This window comes from Paenibacillus sp. J23TS9, from assembly GCF_018403225.1.
Classification (GTDB): Bacteria; Bacillota; Bacilli; order Paenibacillales; family Paenibacillaceae; genus Paenibacillus_AQ.
In genome coordinates, this window is the sequence record NZ_BOSG01000001.1 from 2,572,566 (window position 1) to 2,590,558 (window position 17,993).

General features: G+C 48.0%; 14 protein-coding genes. All 14 read right to left on the reverse strand.

The window, feature by feature from the left end:
* Positions 1–17 precede the first annotated feature (17 nt).
* The 14 genes from truB to KJS65_RS12155 all read right to left on the reverse strand — a co-directional run bounded on the left by truB (position 18) and on the right by KJS65_RS12155 (position 17,937).
* Positions 18–935: a tRNA pseudouridine(55) synthase TruB gene (gene truB, locus KJS65_RS12090; RefSeq protein WP_213650029.1), complete on the reverse strand. Its 918-nt coding sequence runs from the start codon at positions 933–935 to the stop codon at positions 18–20.
* The gene (locus KJS65_RS12095) at positions 932–1,909 is read right to left on the reverse strand and encodes a DHH family phosphoesterase (RefSeq protein WP_213650030.1); all 978 of its coding nucleotides are present in this window, start codon (positions 1,907–1,909) and stop codon (positions 932–934) included. Before KJS65_RS12095 ends, truB begins: the two co-directional genes overlap by 4 nt.
* Before the next feature lie 114 nt (positions 1,910–2,023).
* Positions 2,024–2,377: a 30S ribosome-binding factor RbfA gene (gene rbfA / locus KJS65_RS12100; protein WP_136604746.1), complete on the reverse strand. Its 354-nt coding sequence runs from the start codon at positions 2,375–2,377 to the stop codon at positions 2,024–2,026.
* Between the two features lie 18 nt (positions 2,378–2,395).
* Positions 2,396–5,068, reverse strand: a complete 2,673-nt coding sequence (gene infB / locus KJS65_RS12105; protein WP_213650031.1) for a translation initiation factor IF-2 — start codon at positions 5,066–5,068, stop codon at positions 2,396–2,398.
* On the reverse strand, positions 5,061–5,384 hold the full coding sequence (locus KJS65_RS12110) for a YlxQ family RNA-binding protein (protein ID WP_211146976.1): 324 nt from the start codon (positions 5,382–5,384) through the stop codon (positions 5,061–5,063). The genes infB and KJS65_RS12110 overlap by 8 nt, the downstream gene beginning before the upstream one ends.
* Entirely contained in the window at positions 5,377–5,685 is a 309-nt protein-coding gene (gene rnpM, locus KJS65_RS12115) for an RNase P modulator RnpM (protein WP_136606859.1), read from the reverse strand. Before rnpM ends, KJS65_RS12110 begins: the two co-directional genes overlap by 8 nt.
* Before the next feature lie 27 nt (positions 5,686–5,712).
* A complete protein-coding gene (gene nusA / locus KJS65_RS12120; protein WP_213650032.1) occupies positions 5,713–6,810 on the reverse strand; it encodes a transcription termination factor NusA in 1,098 nt (365 codons plus the stop codon).
* 135 nt (positions 6,811–6,945) lie between these two features.
* Entirely contained in the window at positions 6,946–7,407 is a 462-nt protein-coding gene (gene rimP / locus KJS65_RS12125) for a ribosome maturation factor RimP (RefSeq protein ID WP_213650033.1), read from the reverse strand.
* A gap of 228 nt (positions 7,408–7,635) precedes the next feature.
* Positions 7,636–11,952 (reverse strand): PolC-type DNA polymerase III, encoded by a 4,317-nt coding sequence (locus KJS65_RS12130; protein WP_213650034.1) that lies wholly within the window; start codon positions 11,950–11,952, stop codon positions 7,636–7,638.
* A 185-nt stretch (positions 11,953–12,137) separates the two neighbouring features.
* Positions 12,138–13,586 (reverse strand): proline--tRNA ligase, encoded by a 1,449-nt coding sequence (gene proS, locus KJS65_RS12135; protein WP_213650035.1) that lies wholly within the window; start codon positions 13,584–13,586, stop codon positions 12,138–12,140.
* 62 nt (positions 13,587–13,648) lie between these two features.
* The gene (gene rseP, locus KJS65_RS12140; RefSeq protein ID WP_213650036.1) at positions 13,649–14,920 is read right to left on the reverse strand and encodes an RIP metalloprotease RseP; all 1,272 of its coding nucleotides are present in this window, start codon (positions 14,918–14,920) and stop codon (positions 13,649–13,651) included.
* Between the two features lie 267 nt (positions 14,921–15,187).
* The gene (locus KJS65_RS12145) at positions 15,188–16,330 is read right to left on the reverse strand and encodes a 1-deoxy-D-xylulose-5-phosphate reductoisomerase (RefSeq protein WP_213650037.1); all 1,143 of its coding nucleotides are present in this window, start codon (positions 16,328–16,330) and stop codon (positions 15,188–15,190) included.
* A gap of 17 nt (positions 16,331–16,347) precedes the next feature.
* Positions 16,348–17,148, reverse strand: coding sequence for a phosphatidate cytidylyltransferase (locus KJS65_RS12150; protein WP_213650038.1), 801 nt, complete (start codon positions 17,146–17,148; stop codon positions 16,348–16,350).
* Positions 17,149–17,169: 21 nt separating this feature from the next.
* A complete protein-coding gene (locus tag KJS65_RS12155; protein ID WP_213650039.1) occupies positions 17,170–17,937 on the reverse strand; it encodes an undecaprenyl pyrophosphate synthase in 768 nt (255 codons plus the stop codon).
* Positions 17,938–17,993 lie beyond the last annotated feature (56 nt).

Sequence of the window (17,993 nt, forward strand, 5' to 3'; positions counted from 1 at the left end):
TTTGATATCCAGTAAGATCATATCTCCGGTAAGAATACCTTGACCGGTGCGATTGCCCCTGTTTCTTCCTGCTTTTCAAAGATACCCAGGAATAGGCCATCGCTATTATATAGCCGGATACTGCCTTCAGTTGTCACCTCTGGCGCAACGGCTCTGCTTGAAAGTCGCTGACCCTGCATAGCCGCAGCAGACTTGTCATCCGAAACCGTGTGGGCAGGCAGATGCCGGATCGCATGGTCCACCTTAATCAGATGTTCCTGAAGCTCGCCAGCTTGCATTAACCGCTCGATTTCTTCGAGAGTCAGACATTCCGCAGCAGAAATGCCGGCAGACACTGTTCTTGTCAGCTTCACCATCGTCGCCGGAAGACCGAGAGCCCGTCCGATATCTACACAAAGCGTCCGAATGTAAGTTCCTTTAGAGCAAAGCGCTCTGAAAGATACATCCAGAAACGGCCCATTCCACTCATAATCTTTCATTTCTATTTCGTATATCGTCACTTCACGGCTTTTACGTTCAACGGTCTTCCCTTCACGTGCCAGCTCGTAAAGACGTTTTCCATCAACCTTAACCGCAGAATACATCGGAGGAACCTGGGAAATGGTGCCCCGAAACGTTTCCAGCACCTTCCCAACCTCCGCAGGCGTGACGGATACCTGATCAGCTTGCTCAATAATATTGCCCGTTAAGTCCTCCGTATCTGTAGCCAATCCCAGCCGGAGAGTCGCCTCATACTCCTTCGGGAGCTCCTGCATGTATTCCACGACTCTAGTAGCTCTGCCAAGACAAAGCGGCAGCACGCCCGTCACTTCCGGATCCAATGTCCCCGTATGACCTATACGCTTCATTTTCAGAATACGTCGTGTTCTGGCTACGACATCATGAGAAGTCATACCTGCCGGTTTATCAACCGCCAAAACCCCTTCAAGACTCATAATTGTGATTTCACCCGCTCTACTACCTGTTGAATAATGGTTTCCAGAGAACCTTCAATACGACAGCCTGCTGCTCGGACATGTCCGCCGCCTCCAAAGCTTTGTGCAAGGGCCGCAACATCAACTTTGCCTGCCGAACGAAGACTTACTTTCACCGCGTTCTCATGAATAACTTTAAATAAAATGCCTACTTCAACGCCATGGATATTGCGGGGATAATTCACAATCCCCTCAAGATCCTCATTCACCGCACCCGTTTCCGCCATATGTTCAGGCGTGACATGAACCCAGCAAATTTTCCCGTCAGACGTCATCTGAAGTGTGTTCAGCGCCTTCACAAGCACTTTCATTTGCGGGAAGGTCATTGCCTCAAGCAGATTTTCGGATAATTCAGGCCCGTTTACTCCGTACCCCAGCAATTCTGAGGCAATGCGCATCACCTTGGGAGAGGTGTTTGCATAGCGGAATCCTCCTGTGTCCGTCAAAAGCCCTGTATATATGGCCGACGCGATATCGGTCGTCCATCTGAATTCAAAGGCTTGAATCAAATCATACAGAATTTCGGCGGTCGCAGCAGCTTCCGGTTTGATCAGTGTCGCGCTTCCATATCCGTTGTTCGTCGGATGATGGTCAATATTCAGGATCAGCGCATCCTCTTCAAAATACTGGGCTGTCTGTCCCACTCTGCCAAAGTCGGCGCAATCCACACATATAACATGCTTGAACATGCGGTCTGGCGGCTCAAGCTCCATATTCACGATCTGATCGGATAACAACAAAAAGCGCATCCGCTCCGGAATGGGCCCTTCATTGATTAGAGTGAATTTTTTGCCCAGACATGAGAGAAGCCAGCCCACTCCAACGGTGGAACTGACTGCATCTCCATCTGGCTGAATATGCGACACTACTAGAAAATCATCAAGCCCCAGCAGAAATTGCTTCGCCTGCTCGAGCGACTGTTCATAGGTCTGCATTGCCTTCTCCTTTTAAAACCGTATTTACATAAATTGAACTAAAGACGATAAATCTTCACTTCATTTTATTTACATAAATTGAACTAAAGACGAAAAATCTTTAGTTCATTTTATTTAGTTCGAGTCGTTCTTGCCAATCTCACCGAGGAGTTTTTCGATGTGACTGCCGTATGCGATCGATTCGTCGAACTTGAAGATCAACTCCGGTGTGTGCCGGAGGCGAACCCGCTTGCCGAGCTCAGAACGGAGAAAACCATTTGCTTTCTCCAGAGCTTTCAGCGAATTCACTTTTTGTTCTTCATCTCCCAGCACGCTGAGATAAATCTTGGCTTGGGATAGATCATTTGTTACATCCACGCCGGTTACGGTCAGGAAACCGATGCGTGGATCTTTCAATTCACTTTGAATGAGTTGGCTCAGTTCTTTTTTGATCTGTTCACCAACACGCCCAACACGTATTTTAGCCATATCTGTTCACCTCTTTACCTACTTGCGCTCGACGGTCTCCATGATGAATGCCTCGATAACGTCGCCTTCCTTAAGGTCATTATAGCCCTGAAGGGTAATACCGCATTCATATCCTTGGGCAACTTCTTTAGCATCATCCTTGAAGCGCTTGAGCGTATCAATTTTGCCCTCATGAATAACGATGGATTCGCGGATCAGGCGCATTTCGGCATTGCGCGCAATTTTGCCTTGAGTGACCATACAGCCGGCAATCGTGCCCACTTTGCTGATTTTAAACAGATTGCGGACTTCCGCGTGGCCAATCACAACTTCTTTATATTCAGGATCCAGCATGCCCTTCATAGCCTGCTCAATTTCTTCAATAACATTGTAAATGACGCGGTGCAGACGAATATCCACTTTTTCCTGTTCTGCTGTTGCTCCGGCTTGCGGATCCGGACGGACGTTAAAGCCGATAACGATCGCGTTCGATGCAGCTGCAAGAATAATGTCGGATTCGGTAATCGCTCCGGCACCACTGTGGATGATTTTAACGCGTACGCCCTCTACTTCAATTTTGGACAGAGAGCTTTTCAGCGCTTCAACCGTACCTTGAACATCACCTTTGATAATGACATTCAAATCTTTAATCTCACCGTCTTTGATGTGCTGGAACAGATCATCCAGCGTTACGCGCACATTACTGCCCAGATCAGATTGACGCTGTGTAATGGAACGCTTCTCAGCGATGGAACGTGCTTTACGCTCATCTTCAAACATCATAAACGGATCGCCTGCTTGAGGAACCTCAGTCAAGCCCGTGATTTCAACCGGTGTGGAAGGTCCCGCTTCTTTCAGACGACGGCCTTTATCGTTGACCATCGCACGAACACGTCCAAAGCAGTTACCTGCAACGAAAGCATCTCCGACTCTCAGGGTACCATTCTGCACCAGAATCCGTGCAACTGGACCGCGTCCTTTATCAAGCTCAGCCTCAATGACTGCGCCACGAGCGCGTTTGTCCGGATTGGCTTTGTAGTCGTTGACCTCGGATACGAGCAAAATCATCTCCAGCAAGTCTTCAAGTCCCATTTTCTGTTTTGCTGATACGTTAACGAAAATGGTGTCGCCGCCCCATTCTTCAGGAACCAGGCCGTATTCGGTCAGTTCTTGCTTCACTTTATCCGGATTAGCATCCGGTTTGTCAATTTTGTTCACCGCTACGATAATTGGCAGTTCTGCCGCTTTCGCATGGTTAACAGCTTCAACCGTTTGTGGCATCACGCCGTCATCGGCTGCAACGACGATAATGGTAATATCCGTAATCTGTGCACCACGCGCACGCATTGCCGTAAAGGCTTCGTGACCAGGTGTATCCAGGAAAGTAATCTTTTTGTTGTTGATTTCAACCTGATATGCACCGATATGCTGCGTGATTCCGCCTGCTTCGCCGCCCGTTACATTCGTGGAACGGATCGCATCCAGAAGTGTTGTTTTACCATGGTCAACGTGACCCATAATGGTAACAACTGGCGGACGAGCTTTCAGATCGGCTGGATCGTCATTTTCTTCCGTTGTTTCGAAGCGGTCATCTTCAAGCACGATTTTCACTTCAACTTCAACACCGAATTCTCCGGCGAGCAGCAAGATCGTATCAATATCAAGCTCCTGGTTAATGGTAGCCATGACACCCATCAGGATCAGCTTCTTAATAACCTCGGAAGCGTCCTTATGAAGCAGTTTGGCGGTTTCACCAACGGTCATTGTACCACGCACAATGATTTTCTTCGGTGTGTTATCGATTTTTTCACGTGGCGGCTGGTTGGACTGTCTGCCTCTGTTGTTCTTGCCTCCACGATTGTTATTGCGGTTGAATGAACCTGATTTATTACCGTCTTCAAAGCGTCTGGAGCCTCCGCCTTTACCACGGTTTTGGTTTTGGTTCTGACCTTGACTGCGGTTACCGCCGCGGTTGTCGTTAGATGCACCGCCTTCAGGACGAGTCCCTGTCTGCGGTGGACGGTTTCCGGACTGTTGAGGTCTGCCCTGACTATTAGCGCTTGGACGCTGTCCACCGGATTGCTGAGGACGGCCCTGACTGTTGGTGCTTGGACGCTGTCCACCGGACTGCTGTCCGCTTGGACCACGGTTTGCACCGCCTTGTCCTGTACCCTGAGGACGTCCGCCTTGGGATGATCCCTGGCTGCGGTTGCCTGCATTCGGACCTGCACCTTGGCTGCGGCCGCCTGTTCCATTTTGGCCTTGCGGTCTGCCGTTTGACTGTCCGCCTTGGCTCGGACTGGTGTTCGTTCTACGGGAATCTTGCCCGCTTTGGGTTCTCTGGGAACCAGTTTGTGTGGTTGTATTTGGTTTATTATTCATACTTACCTGCTTTTCCTGTTGTTTTTGGGGTTGGCTTTGGCCTGCTGGCCTGCTGCCCTGATTATTTTCTGCCCGGTTGTCATTTTTTATAGAAGATGTATTAGCTGTCGTTTGAACTTCCCCGCTTTCTCTTTTCGCAGCGGCATTCGATTTGATATCTCGAAAAAATTGTTCCACTTTAGAGACTGAACCATTCTCCATCACGCTCATATGATTGTTGACGGGAATATCCAATCTTTTCAAAATGGTAATAATTTCTTTGCTGCTCATATTTAGTGATTTGGCATATTCGTACACACGCAGTTTATCTTTACTGTCTTGTTTACTCAATATACTCCACCTCCGACATTATCTCCAAGCTTTTGGAGATCATTTCTGCGAATCCTTGATCCGTAATTGCGAGCACAACTCTTTCGGGTTTACCGATGCTTGTGCCCAAACTTTCGCGGTCAAATCCGATCACCAGAGGGATGTTGTATGTTCCACATTTATCGCGGAACTTTTTCTGTGTATTTGCTGAGGCGTCACCCGCAAGTATGACTAGCTTTGCTTCAGAGGACCGTATCGCTTTCAGCACAATTTCATCACCGGTTTTAATCTTTCCCGCTCGCATGGCAAGACCGAGACGGGAGAAAAACTTATTCATCGCCCGAACTCCCCTTGACCGCCAGGAACTCATCCTCCACCGAAATAAAGTCTTCGGCAAGCTGTTCATAAATCTCCGGTTTCACATGATGCTTCAAGGCACGATCCAGTGATTTGTTTTTTTGTGCCAGCTTAAAACATGAAACTTTACCGCACAGATAGGCACCTCGGCCCGACTTCTTGCCAGTCAGGTCAATCAGCACTTCGTCTTCTGGTGTCTTCACAATACGGATCAGTTCTTTCTTTGGCATCATTTCCTGGCACGCCACGCATTTGCGCAGCGGCACTTTTCTTTGCTTCATCATGGCGTGGCCTCCGTCCCTGTAATATTAATCGACGGAGACGGAATCCTGATGCATTTCAGCCGAGGTCGTTTTCGGTCTGCCGAATTCCTGTTCCGCCTGACTTTCACTCTTAATGTCGATTTTCCAGCCTGTCAGCTTGGCCGCAAGCCGAGCGTTTTGACCCTTAATGCCGATGGCCAAAGACAGTTGGTAGTCAGGCACAATGACGCGTGCCATTTTTTCTTCTTCGAACACGATTACTTCCAGAACTTTAGAAGGACTCAGGGCATTTGCCACATATTCCTCAACATCTTCCGAAAAGCGAACAATATCAATTTTCTCTCCGCGCAGCTCATTGACAACGGTCTGCACACGAAGGCCTTTGGGACCTACACAAGAGCCCACAGGATCCACTTCAGGATTGCGGGAGTAGACAGCGATCTTCGAACGGAAGCCTGCTTCACGTGCTACAGAGCGGATTTCAACCACACCGTCAAAAATCTCAGGTACTTCAAGCTCAAACAAACGCTTCAGCAGACCCGGATGTGTACGGGACAGCATGATTTGCGGACCTTTTGTCGTGTTTTCAACCTTGGTGATGTAGGCTTTGATACGGTCACCATGCTTGAATTTCTCATTCGGCATAAGCTCGCCAATCGGAAGTACGGCTTCAACTTTGCCAAGGTCTACATAGAAGTTACGCAAGTCCTGTCGCTGAACAGTACCGGTTACGATATCTTCCTCTTTATCTACGAACTTGTTGTAAATCAAACCGCGTTCCGCTTCGCGGATACGCTGTGTAACGACCTGTTTTGCCGTTTGTGCGGCAATACGTCCGAAGTCACGTGGTGTCACTTCGATTTCAGCGATATCTTCAAGTTGGAAATGAGGGTTGATCTCCCTTGCAGCAGGTACGGAAATTTCAGTGCGTGGATCCAGCACCTCTTCCACAACCAGCTTGCGGGCATATACCTTAATAACCCCCGTATTGCGGTTCATATCAACACGTACGTTTTGCGCCGTATTAAAATTTCGTTTGTAACTGGAAATCAGCGCTGCCTCAATAGCCTCAAACAGAATATCCTTGCTGATTCCCTTTTCTCTTTCCAATTCATTCATAGCTTCAATAAAATCCATACTCATTGGAAATCAGTTCCCCCTTTCATCACAGTGCACCCAAGCTTAAATGGCTTCGCCGTCTTCAGCTAGTGAAGCTTACGTTACGCGACAGAAATCCAGTAATCCACAATTGGTGCATGTCTTATCAATTCCTGGATTTTAAAAAATAATGGCCAGTCTGGCACTGGCAACTTTTGCATACGGAATGGTGTATTGCTTCTTACCTGCAGAAATCACAAGCTCTTCATTCTCGAACGAAAGAAGTCGGCCTTCAAATTCTTTCAGACCGTTAACCGCCTCGTACACTGTAACAAAAACATCTTTGCCGACAGCTTTAGCCACGTCTTCGCTTTTCTTCAGCGGACGTTCGGCACCAGGGGAGGATACCTCCAGAAAATAAGCGGTTGGAATGGGATCATTCTCATCCAGCTTCTGGCTCAGATATTCGCTGACCATGCCGCAGTCATCAATGTCAATGCCGCCTTCCTTGTCAACATAAACTCGCAGGAAGTAATTACTGCCTTCCTTTACATATTCCACGTCAACAAGTTCAAAGTTATGCTCATCCATAAAAGGCTGGACCATTTCTTCTACAATTTCCTTGATCTTAGTTGTGCTCAAAGATTATTACCTCCAAGACTTTCAATATCCTATATACCAAAGAGTAAAGAGTGGGTCGCCCCACTCTTTAAACAACGGTTTTATCTCCATGATTGCCAAAAAAATTATAACATAGTCTGGCAACACTGACAAGTATCTCTCCTTGACTGCCTCCAGACACAGCAAGGGATGCGAGTCCTTTTTACCTTGTCAATCCCCGATTAAAAACGTCTCATTTTACCGGGTTCCTTAGAATAGGGAGAGCTGATTACTTTCAGGAAGACCCCGGAAGCAGCCCAATTGTGTAAGCAGTTCAATAATGGACTTACTTGCCTTGGACTTCTGCTGGAAGTCCTCAATGGAGAGAAACTCCCCATGTTCACGGGCAGCCGCAATGTTGCGTGCCGCATTGTCACCGATCCCTTGCATTGCCGAGAACGGAGGAATCAGTGAATCACCATCCACGATAAAACGGGTCGCTTCCGAGCGGTACAGATCGATGCTTTTGAAGCTGAAGCCCCTTGCCGTCATTTCGAGAGCCATTTCCAGCACCGACAGCATGCTCTTCTCTTTGGTGGTTGCCTGGAAGCCTTTTTGCTCAATTTCATCAATTTGACGATTGATTGCATCATACCCTTGGCAGCAGAGTTCGATGTCGAAGTCCTCTGCACGAACCGAGAAATAGGTCGCATAATAATGAATAGGATAATAAAGTTTAAAGTATGCCGTGCGCACCGCTGAGATAACATATGCAGCGGCGTGAGCTTTCGGGAACATATACTGGATCTTCAAACAGGAGTCAATATACCACATCGGCACTTTGCATTTTTTCATTTCTTCGATCCATTCCGGTGTCAATCCCTTACCCTTACGAACGCTCTCCGTAATTTTAAAGGCCAGACTGGCATCCATCCCGGCTTTATAGATCAGGAATAGCATGATATCATCCCGGCAGCCGATAACAGTTTTGATGTTACAGGTTCCATTCTTGATCAATTCCTGTGCGTTACCCAGCCATACGCCGGTTCCGTGGGACAGCCCGGAAATCTGCAGCAAATCGGCAAACGATGACGGCTTTGATTCAATCAACATCTGGCGGACAAACTTGGTTCCCATCTCAGGAACTCCATACGTAGCGACAGGTGTCCGGATATGACCCGGCTCCACTCCCAGCGCCTCGGTGGAATTGAACATGCTCATGACCTTAGGATCGTTCATCGGGATGGTCGTAGGATCAACCCCGGTTAAATCCTGCAGCATCCGCATCATTGTCGGATCATCATGACCCAGTATATCCAGCTTCAGAAGATTCGCATCAAAGGCGTGATAGTCAAAGTGAGTTGTTTTCCATTCCGCATTGACATCATCCGCCGGAAATTGAACAGGAGTAATATCCTCCACTTCCATATAATCCGGAACAACGACGATACCGCCGGGATGCTGGCCCGTGCTGCGCTTCACGCCGGTACAGCCTGCCGCCAGGCGGCTCAGCTCGGCTCCGCGCCATTTTTGATGATGGTCTTCCTCATACTTCTTCGTGTAACCAAAGGCTGTTTTCTCTGCTACGGTACCAATGGTCCCTGCCCGGAATACGCATTTATCGCCAAAAATTTCTTTGGTGTAGTTATGCGCCTGCGGTTGATATTCCCCGGAGAAGTTAAGGTCGATATCGGGAACCTTGTCTCCTTTAAAGCCCAGGAAGGTCTCAAACGGAATATCCTGGCCTTCGCCCTTCAGGTTGCTTCCGCAATGTGGGCATGTTTTATCCGGTAAATCAAATCCACTTGGTATACTGCCGTCGAGAAACCACTCACTGTATTTACATTCCTCATTCTTGCAAATATAATGTGCCGGCAGCGGATTAACCTCGGAAATGCCAAGAAATGTGGCGACGACGGAAGATCCAACCGAACCCCGGGAACCAACCAGGTAACCATCCCGATTCGATTTTTTCACCAAACGTTCCGAAATCAGATAGTTAGCCGAGAAGCCGTATTTAATAATCGGTTCAAGTTCTTTTTCCAAACGTGCGATGACAACCTCCGGAAGATCCTCTCCATAAATCGATCTTGCCGTTTCGTAGCATGTGTTTCGGATTTCCTCGTCTGCGCCTTCGATAATCGGTGTGAAAAGCTTGTCCGGGAATAATTCGAGCTCCTCAAAGCGGTCAGCCAGTTCATTCGTATTCGTGACAACGACCTCAATGGCTTTGTCTTTACCCAGAAACTCAAACTCTTCCAGCATCTCATCTGTCGTGCGGAAATGAGCATCCGGCTTCCGGATATCCTTGAGCGGACTAAACCCGGTAATACCATGAATCGTAATATCCCGGAACAGCTTGTCCCGCGGATCAAGGTAATGTACGTTGCCTGTAGCTATAACCGGCTTATTCAGCTTCTCACCTATATCACAGATTGTTTTGATGGCTGTCTTTAGTTCCGTTGGACTTCCCACAAGGCCTTTATCCACCAAATGCATGTACATGGTTAATGGCTGAATTTCCAATATATCGTAGAACTGAGCCACTTCAATGGCTTCCTCTACCGTTTTGTTCAGCACAGTTTCAAAAAACTCGCCTTTTTCGCAGCCTGATATGATCAAAAGCCCTTCCCGCATCTCCACAAGCTTGGATTTCGGGATGCAAGGCACACGCTTAAAGTATTCCGTATGAGACATTGAAATGAGCTTAAAGAGGTTCTTCTTGCCAGTACTATTCAGCGCATAGATACCGCAATGGAATGGACGCGTATTGGACAAATCGGTGCCGACATAATCATTCAGCCGGTCCAGCATCGTCAATCCCTTGATTTTTTCAGCATCGGCTAAAAGTCCGTTCAATATGCCAGCCAATGCAATCGTATCATCGATCGCCCGGTGATGACTTTCAAGCAGCACTTTATATTTATCCGCAAGTGTATTCAGCCGGTGATTTTTCATTCCCGGATGAATCAAACGGGCCAATTCAAGTGTATCCAAAGCCGGATTATCCAGCAGAGGCATGCCGTATTCCTTTAGAGAAGCCTGAATGAAGCCCACGTCAAACCTTGCGTTGTGAGCCACAAGTACGCTATCGCCGACAAATTTCACGAACTCCTGCAGAACCGGTTCCAGATCAGGAGCATCCCTCACCATTTCATCCGTAATATTCGTCAGCTGCTGAATATGATATGGGATTTTCTCATGCGGATTAACGAAGGTTGCATACCGGTCAATCTCTTGACCCTCATACATCTTAACTGCGGCTAGCTCTGTGATTTTACTGTTTGTAATCGACAGACCGGTGGTCTCGATATCGAACACAATATAGGTGGCTGATTTTAGTTCAATCGGCTGCGGCTGCAGCACAACGGGTACCGAGTCATTCACCACATTTGCTTCCACACCGTAAATCATTTTAATGCCGTTCTTTTTTGCAGCCTTCGCCGCGTCAGGATAGCACTGCACACCCCCATGATCGGTGATCGCAATGGCCTTGTGTCCCCACTTGGCTGCCGTTTTGATATATTGATCAATAGGCGTTACCGCATCCATCGTGCTCATGGTCGAGTGCAAATGAAACTCCACGCGTTTCTCAGGAGCCGTATCTTTACGGGCAGGTGGTGCCTGTACTTCTGCCAAATCAGAAGGAATCATGACGAGTTCAGGAATTTGCATAAAACGGTCATAATCTACCCGTCCGCGTGCTTTGACCCACTTACCGTTCGCCAGAAGACTCATAATTTTCAAATCTTCCTTCGTCTTCGCAAACATTTTCATTTGCAAGGAATCACTGAAATCTGTGAGGTTGAACATAAACAGTGTGCTGCCATTACGGAGTTCCTTACTGTCCAGGCCGAATATGGTTCCCTGAATCGTAATCTTCTTCTCTTCATCTTGAATCTCTTGAATCGGCACAGGCTGTTCTTTGATGTCATATCCGATCTGAAGCCGGACTTCTTCTCCATCCTCATCCGTGCTGCGCGCCTCAGCCTCCATGGAGGTGATCATCTTCTCGATAACTTCGCGCTCTTCCTGCAGCTTCTTCTGTTCAAACTCCTCATAGGCTTCTCTGCTGACTTCACCAGCCTGAACCTTCACACGCAGCGGGAGTGCAAAATACTGGTTATAAAAACGGATAATAGCCTGGTCAATCTGCTTCTTTCGTGCAAGCTCGAGCGAGGTGTTATCCGTCATCGTAACCATGAGGGTATCCCCATCAAGCTCATGTGCTGCACGTCCCATCCAGCCGTTCACCGAAGGGATCTCTCTATGAATCCACTCCAGAAACAACTGCCAATACGTATTAATAATTTCTTCATGATCTACGGAAGGGCCATATTTGAAGATAAAGGATACCTTGGCGATATGCTGCATCTTATCCCGGAGCTTCAGACAGAAATTCCGGTACACCTCTGCGGGTACCAGACTTTCTTTGATGATGGAAATCACCCATTCCTGATTGCTTCGGCTCGTTTCAACCTGCTCAATATAGCCATCCAAAAAATAAGGATCGATCAATCCGGGGGGGATTTCACCCTGTTTCATCAGAAGTTCAAACCTTTTTCTCTTCTCATCGGACTTGTCCATGCTCTCTTCCCCCTTGCGTAAAAATGAAAAGCTTCTGAATCCAGTTATATATACCGGGTTCACAAAACACCGGACCTATTTCTGGCAGAAGCTCCTCATTGTCTATTTCTGAATCCAATACAGGCTTTACCAACCTGAAGCGGATATTATACGGTACTGTGAAAGTACATCACTGTACGATTTTCTTAGTAAGCTCTGGCAAAAACGACAGTATGTTTGGCAGGCTGCCCACATACCAGGCAAGTATGTTTTTCTTCCGAAGGGCTGAATGGAATGTTCCGGCTTGTTGCTCCGGTTTCTTCCTTAACCTTGCTCTCGCATGCTTCGGATCCACACCAGCCAGCCAGAGAGAAACCGCGTTTTTCTTCCATGCTCGTCTTCATTTCTTCCAAAGTATCCACGGAGTAGAAGTTCTCTGTCATAAACTGCTTCGCACGATCGAACATTTCACGCTGCACTTGATCCAGCATCGCTTTGACCTCTTCAACAAGATCTGCCTGCTGAACCACTTTTTTCTCTCCGGTTATCCGCGATACAAGCACGCAGACGCCGTTTTCCATATCACGCGGGCCAATCTCGAGACGTACCGGCACGCCGCGCATCTCATACTCATTAAATTTCCAGCCTGGACGCACATCGCTGCGGTCGTCTACACGTACACGAACACCCGCTTTTTTCAATTCGGCAAATAGCTCATCCGTGCGGCCTACAACAGCCTCCCAGGTTTTTGGAGGTCCAATCGGAACCATAATGACCTGCGTTGGTGCCACTTTTGGCGGCAAGGCCAAGCCACGATCATCACCATGAACCATAATCATCGAGCCGATCAGACGTGTACTTGTACCCCAAGAGGTTGTATGCACAAATTCCTGTTTATTTTCACGGCTTAAATATTGAATATCAAAGGCTACCGCAAAGTTGGTTCCGAGATAATGCGAGGTTCCTGCTTGTACGGCACGACCATCCTTCATCATGGCTTCAATGGAGAACGTGTCGACTGCACCCGCAAATTTCTCGGATGGAGTCTTTTGCCCTGTAATAACCGGAATCGCCAAGTACTCTTCCACAAAATCACGGTAGACTTCGAGCATTTTCATCGTTTCTTCGCGTGCTTCCTCTTCTGTTTCATGAGCTGTATGGCCTTCCTGCCATAAAAACTCACTCGTACGAAGGAATGGCAGCGTACGCTTTTCCCATCTTACAACGTTGGCCCATTGGTTAATCAGAACAGGAAGGTCACGATAAGATTGGATCCATTTTGAATACATATGCCCAAACATCGTTTCAGATGTCGGACGGATAGCCAGACGCTCCTCAAGCTTGTCTCCGCCTGCTTCGGTTACCCATGGCAGCTCAGGATTAAAGCCCTCGACATGCTCTTTCTCCTTCTGGAAGAAGCTCTCCGGTATGAAGAGAGGGAAATATGCATTGCGGTGTCCTGTCTCTTTAAATCGGCGGTCCAGCTCTTGTTGAATATGCTCCCAAATTTCATAACCGTCCGGACGGAATACAATACAGCCGCGGACAGGCGAGTAATCCATGAGATCTGCTTTTTTAATAACATCGATATACCAGCGCGAGAAATCTTCTCCTTGCGGTGTAATCTCAGTCACAAATTGTTTATCGTTTGACATAAAAATGGATTTCCTCCCAAGAATGTTCTCCCCGCAAGCTGCGGCAGAGCCTTCATCATCAATTATCCGTTGATTAATCGTAATATATCATTATAAGTTACTGCAATCATTAACAGGAAAAGCATCGCAAAGCCCACAAAATGAACCATGCCCTCCCGGCTTGGGTCAATCGGTTTCCCGCGAAGAGCTTCGACTCCCAGGAATACAAGCCGGCTTCCGTCCATTGCTGGAATTGGCAGCAGGTTAAAGATTCCAAGATACAAGCTTAAGATGGCCGCCCAATAGGTTAGCTGAACGATCCCCTGCTTGGCAATCTGGCCTGTCACTTCAAAGGTCCGTACCGGGCCGCCGATATCATCCATATTAAACTGTTTGATCAGCTGCCCAAAGCCCTGGAAAATGATTTTCGTCGTATCGACCATGGCAACGCCTGAACCCGTAAAGGTCTCACCAAATCCAGCCTTACGTGTAGGGAGCTGAGGTGTAATCCCCACCTTGCCGCCTTCCTGACCTTCCATGGTGCGCGGCGTCAGGGTCACGTTGAATACTTCATCCCCGCGGCGGATTGTCCATTTCATCGGCTTGCCCTTCGACTTGGAAGTCAGATCTATCATCTTCTGATAATCCGCACCAATCTTGACTCCGTCAATGGTATCGACGATATCGCCTTTTTTCAGATTGGCTTCCGCTGCAGGCATATCCTTGGAGACTTCACCAATCTGCACATACGTCGGATTTTCCAGTGGAATCCCCGCCATTTGCAAATGAATTGCGAATAAGATAAACGCCAATATGAAATTCATCAGCGGTCCTGCAAAAATAGACATGGCACGCTGTCCAACCGTCTTGCTGGCAAACTGGCGGTTCCGAGGAGCAATCTGTGTCTCCTGCGATTTTGCCACAAGCATCGCCTGCGGATCAATCGGATATTGCTGGATTTCCCCATCAACATCCAAACGGATTTTCAGGCTGTCCGTCATATCAATGAATTCCACTTCACCACGGATCACGTTTTTCCGGTTATCCAGCTGATCCAGATAAATCTTTTTCACTTCACCGTCTTTCACCCTTATGGCAACGGTCTGGCCGGCATGAATTTCCACGAGTTCCGGATCTTCACCCGCCATGCGAGCATAGCCTCCAAATGGAAGCAGGCGAAGCGTAAATTGGGTTTCCCCGCGTTTATAAGAGAACAGTTTCGGACCAAAACCGATCGCGAACTCCCGAACCAATATACCGGCACGTTTAGCGAAATAATAATGTCCCCACTCATGCACAGTCACGATGACGAAAAACATGAGCACTGTCAAGAATACTACCTGCACCATTTCCAATTCGTCGCATCCCCCTTTATTGTCTGAGACCGAAGCTTCATAATCCATGAATCAATTGCAGCAATTGATTCTCATAGAATGAATTATTGTCCGTCGGGAGCTGTTTAAGCCCTCCTGCCTTCCGCAGTAATTTGCAATCAGGCTCGTCTGTGATTCAGTCTATATAGATTATCATTATTCTCCGGCCCCGCACAAGAGAATCACTTTTGAGTCATTTTTTAGATAAGGGAGAAGAGTGGGTATTGCGGTAAACCGTATGCTGAACGCTTAGGACAGCCTAGCGGCGGTGTCCCGGGTGCGTTTGTCGCAATCTTCGATTTCCGCAAGTTCAGGTTCTGAAATATTATGATGCTGATCAAGCACTCTTTCAATAATATCCTCAATTTGCAAAAATGAAATCTCCCTGCGCAAAAACCGCGCAACTGCCACCTCGTTCGCAGCATTGAATGCGGTTGTGGCTGTACCACCCATTTTACCACATTCGTATGCCATTCTTAAACAAGGGAAGCGCTCAAAGTCCATCTCCGCAAAATTGATTCTTCCCACTTGAGCAAGCGACAGGCGCTCTGAAGGGGATTCCCATCGCTCCGGGTACGTTAGCGCATACTGAATCGGCACCCGCATATCCGGATTGCCCAGCTGCGCAATAATGCTTGTATCTTTGAATTCCACAAAAGAATGGATAATGCTTTCCGGGTGCAGCAGCACCTTAATCTGCTCATATGGAAGCTCGAACAGCCAATGAGCCTCTATAACCTCCAGACCCTTGTTAACCATAGTCGCCGAATCAATTGTAATCTTGGCTCCCATGGACCAGTTCGGGTGCTTCAAAGCATCCTCCACCGTAACCTGCTTCAATTCTTCACGCGTACGGTCACGAAAGGACCCGCCAGATGCCGTCAGCGTAAGACTGGTCATATCCTGACGATTCTCGCCGTTCAAGCATTGGAAAATGGCCGAATGCTCACTGTCGATTGGCAACAGCTTAACACCTTTTTGCTGGGCAAGGGCTGTGACGATATGTCCCGCTGTGACCAGTGTTTCCTTATTGGCAAGCCCAATCGTTTTACCGGCTTCAATGGCAGCGAGCGTCGATTGAAGTCCAAGACTTCCCACCACTGCAGTAACAACCATCTCGGCATCCGTACCGGCAGCAATTTCGATCAAGCCTTGTTCACCGTAAAACACTTCTGTACCTACAGGAATTTCCGTCTTGATTTGCTCAGCCAGTTCCCGATTCGCAACTGAAATTTTACGAGGTCTGAACTTCCGTACTTGCTCCAGGAGCAAAGAAGTATTCGTTCCTGCTGCAAGGCCTTCGATTTGAAAATGGTCAGAATGCTTCGCTACCACATCAAGCGTCTGTGTGCCTACCGAGCCCGTGGAACCGAGCACGCTAATCTTCTTCATAACGAACCTTCTTTCTTTTAATAAGGCATTAGCATCATGATATGTACAAATGGAAAGACGATAATCCAGCTGTCGCAGCGATCCAGAATGCCTCCATGCCCCGGAAGCAGTGTACCAGAGTCCTTGATGCCATATACGCGCTTATAAGCGGATTGAATCAAATCCCCCAGCTGTCCGGCAACAGCGCAGGCGAGGCCGATGGCCAAGGCCCGTCCGAAGGAAAGAATCCCTCCCGACAAGAGGGAGAAAACCACTGCAGTAATCATGGAGATAACTACACCCCCAAGAGCCCCTTCAATGGTCTTATTCGGGCTGATCGCCGGCCAAAGCTTGTTTTTGCCAATCCACTTCCCTACAAAATAAGCTCCGGCATCACTCGCCCAAATGGATACAAGCAGCAGGAATGTCCAGAACAGCCCGTTTCCGTCGGGCGCATTCCGGGAGCCCGCGATATAAGAGAAGCCGACACCGACATAAACAGCGCCTAAAAACAGCATAGCTGCGTGCTGTATTCCAATTTTATTCTTTGTTATGACCGTCGCCAGCATGAACAGGAACATCAGAAGCCAGATGGCATGATCCCATGAAAGCGGAAAACTGATATCTAGAAGGTTCCAGGGGAACACAAACATCAAAACGCCCAGATATCCCAGCAGTGCTGTACCGCCAAAGGGGGAAACCTTAGTCATTCGCACGAATTCATAATAACCGATCATCGCCATCGCCAAAACGATGAGATGGTACGGAAGCCCTCCAAGCAGGCAAAGTCCCAAAAAAACAACTCCAGCTATAATTCCGGTAATCAGTCGTTGTTTCAACGATCTCCATCCTCCATCAGGCTAAGTCAGGCCGCCGTATCTCCGCGTCCTGCGCTGGTATTCAGCGACCGCTTCATATAAATATTGTTCATTGAAATCAGGCCAGTAAATATCGGTGAACCACATTTCGCTATAAGCCATCTGCCACAGCATAAAGTTGCTGATCCGCATCTCTCCGCTGGTACGTATGATCAAATCCGGGTCCGGAATCCCGCTGGACAGCATATGTTGATCCAGTAATTCCGGTGTAATGTTGTCCGGGCTTAGCGTGCCAGACTGGATTTCCCGTCCCAATTCACGCATGCAGTCAGTGATCTCTTTACGACTACCGTAATTAAGTGCAAAATTCAGGACCAAACCGTCATTGCCCGCCGTTAGACGGACAGCTTCTTCCATGGCCTTAAGTGTATAGGAAGGCAAACCTTCCCTGTCACCCATCATCCGAACCTGAACGTTCTTCTCGATCAGTTCATCCAGCTCAATAGCCAGAAACTCCTGCGGCAGACGCATAAGAAAATCGACTTCGTCCTTCGGACGCTTCCAATTTTCTGTCGAAAAGGCATACAGCGTCAAATACTTGATTCCTAGCTTATCTGCAGCAATCGTGGTCCGTTTCACGGCCTTCATTCCATTTTGATGCCCGATAAAGCGCGGCAGTCCATGGCTTTTCGCCCAGCGTCCGTTACCGTCCATAATGATGGCGACATGCTCAGGAACATTGTCCATTGATCTCTCTGGCGGCTGTACTTTGTCTTTCCGTGTCCACCACGATCGAACTCGTTTGATCATTCTAGTTCCTCCATGCGGGTTTCTGCAAAAAAAGACACAAACCCCACCATAATAGG

Excerpts from the sequence above, each read along its gene's own strand:
- truB (WP_213650029.1), bottom strand. The coding sequence starts at position 935 with ATGAGTCTTGAAGGGGTTTTGGCGGTTGATAAACCGGCAGGTATGACT.
- KJS65_RS12095 (WP_213650030.1), bottom strand. The coding sequence starts at position 1,909 with ATGCAGACCTATGAACAGTCGCTCGAGCAGGCGAAGCAATTTCTGCTG.
- rbfA (WP_136604746.1), bottom strand. The coding sequence starts at position 2,377 with ATGGCTAAAATACGTGTTGGGCGTGTTGGTGAACAGATCAAAAAAGAA.
- KJS65_RS12110 (WP_211146976.1), bottom strand. The coding sequence starts at position 5,384 with ATGAATAAGTTTTTCTCCCGTCTCGGTCTTGCCATGCGAGCGGGAAAG.
- rnpM (WP_136606859.1), bottom strand. The coding sequence starts at position 5,685 with ATGAAGCAAAGAAAAGTGCCGCTGCGCAAATGCGTGGCGTGCCAGGAA.
- nusA (WP_213650032.1), bottom strand. The coding sequence starts at position 6,810 with ATGAGTATGGATTTTATTGAAGCTATGAATGAATTGGAAAGAGAAAAG.
- KJS65_RS12130 (WP_213650034.1), bottom strand. The coding sequence starts at position 11,952 with ATGGACAAGTCCGATGAGAAGAGAAAAAGGTTTGAACTTCTGATGAAA.
- proS (WP_213650035.1), bottom strand. The coding sequence starts at position 13,586 with ATGTCAAACGATAAACAATTTGTGACTGAGATTACACCGCAAGGAGAA.
- KJS65_RS12145 (WP_213650037.1), bottom strand. The coding sequence starts at position 16,330 with ATGAAGAAGATTAGCGTGCTCGGTTCCACGGGCTCGGTAGGCACACAG.
- KJS65_RS12155 (WP_213650039.1), bottom strand. The coding sequence starts at position 17,937 with ATGATCAAACGAGTTCGATCGTGGTGGACACGGAAAGACAAAGTACAG.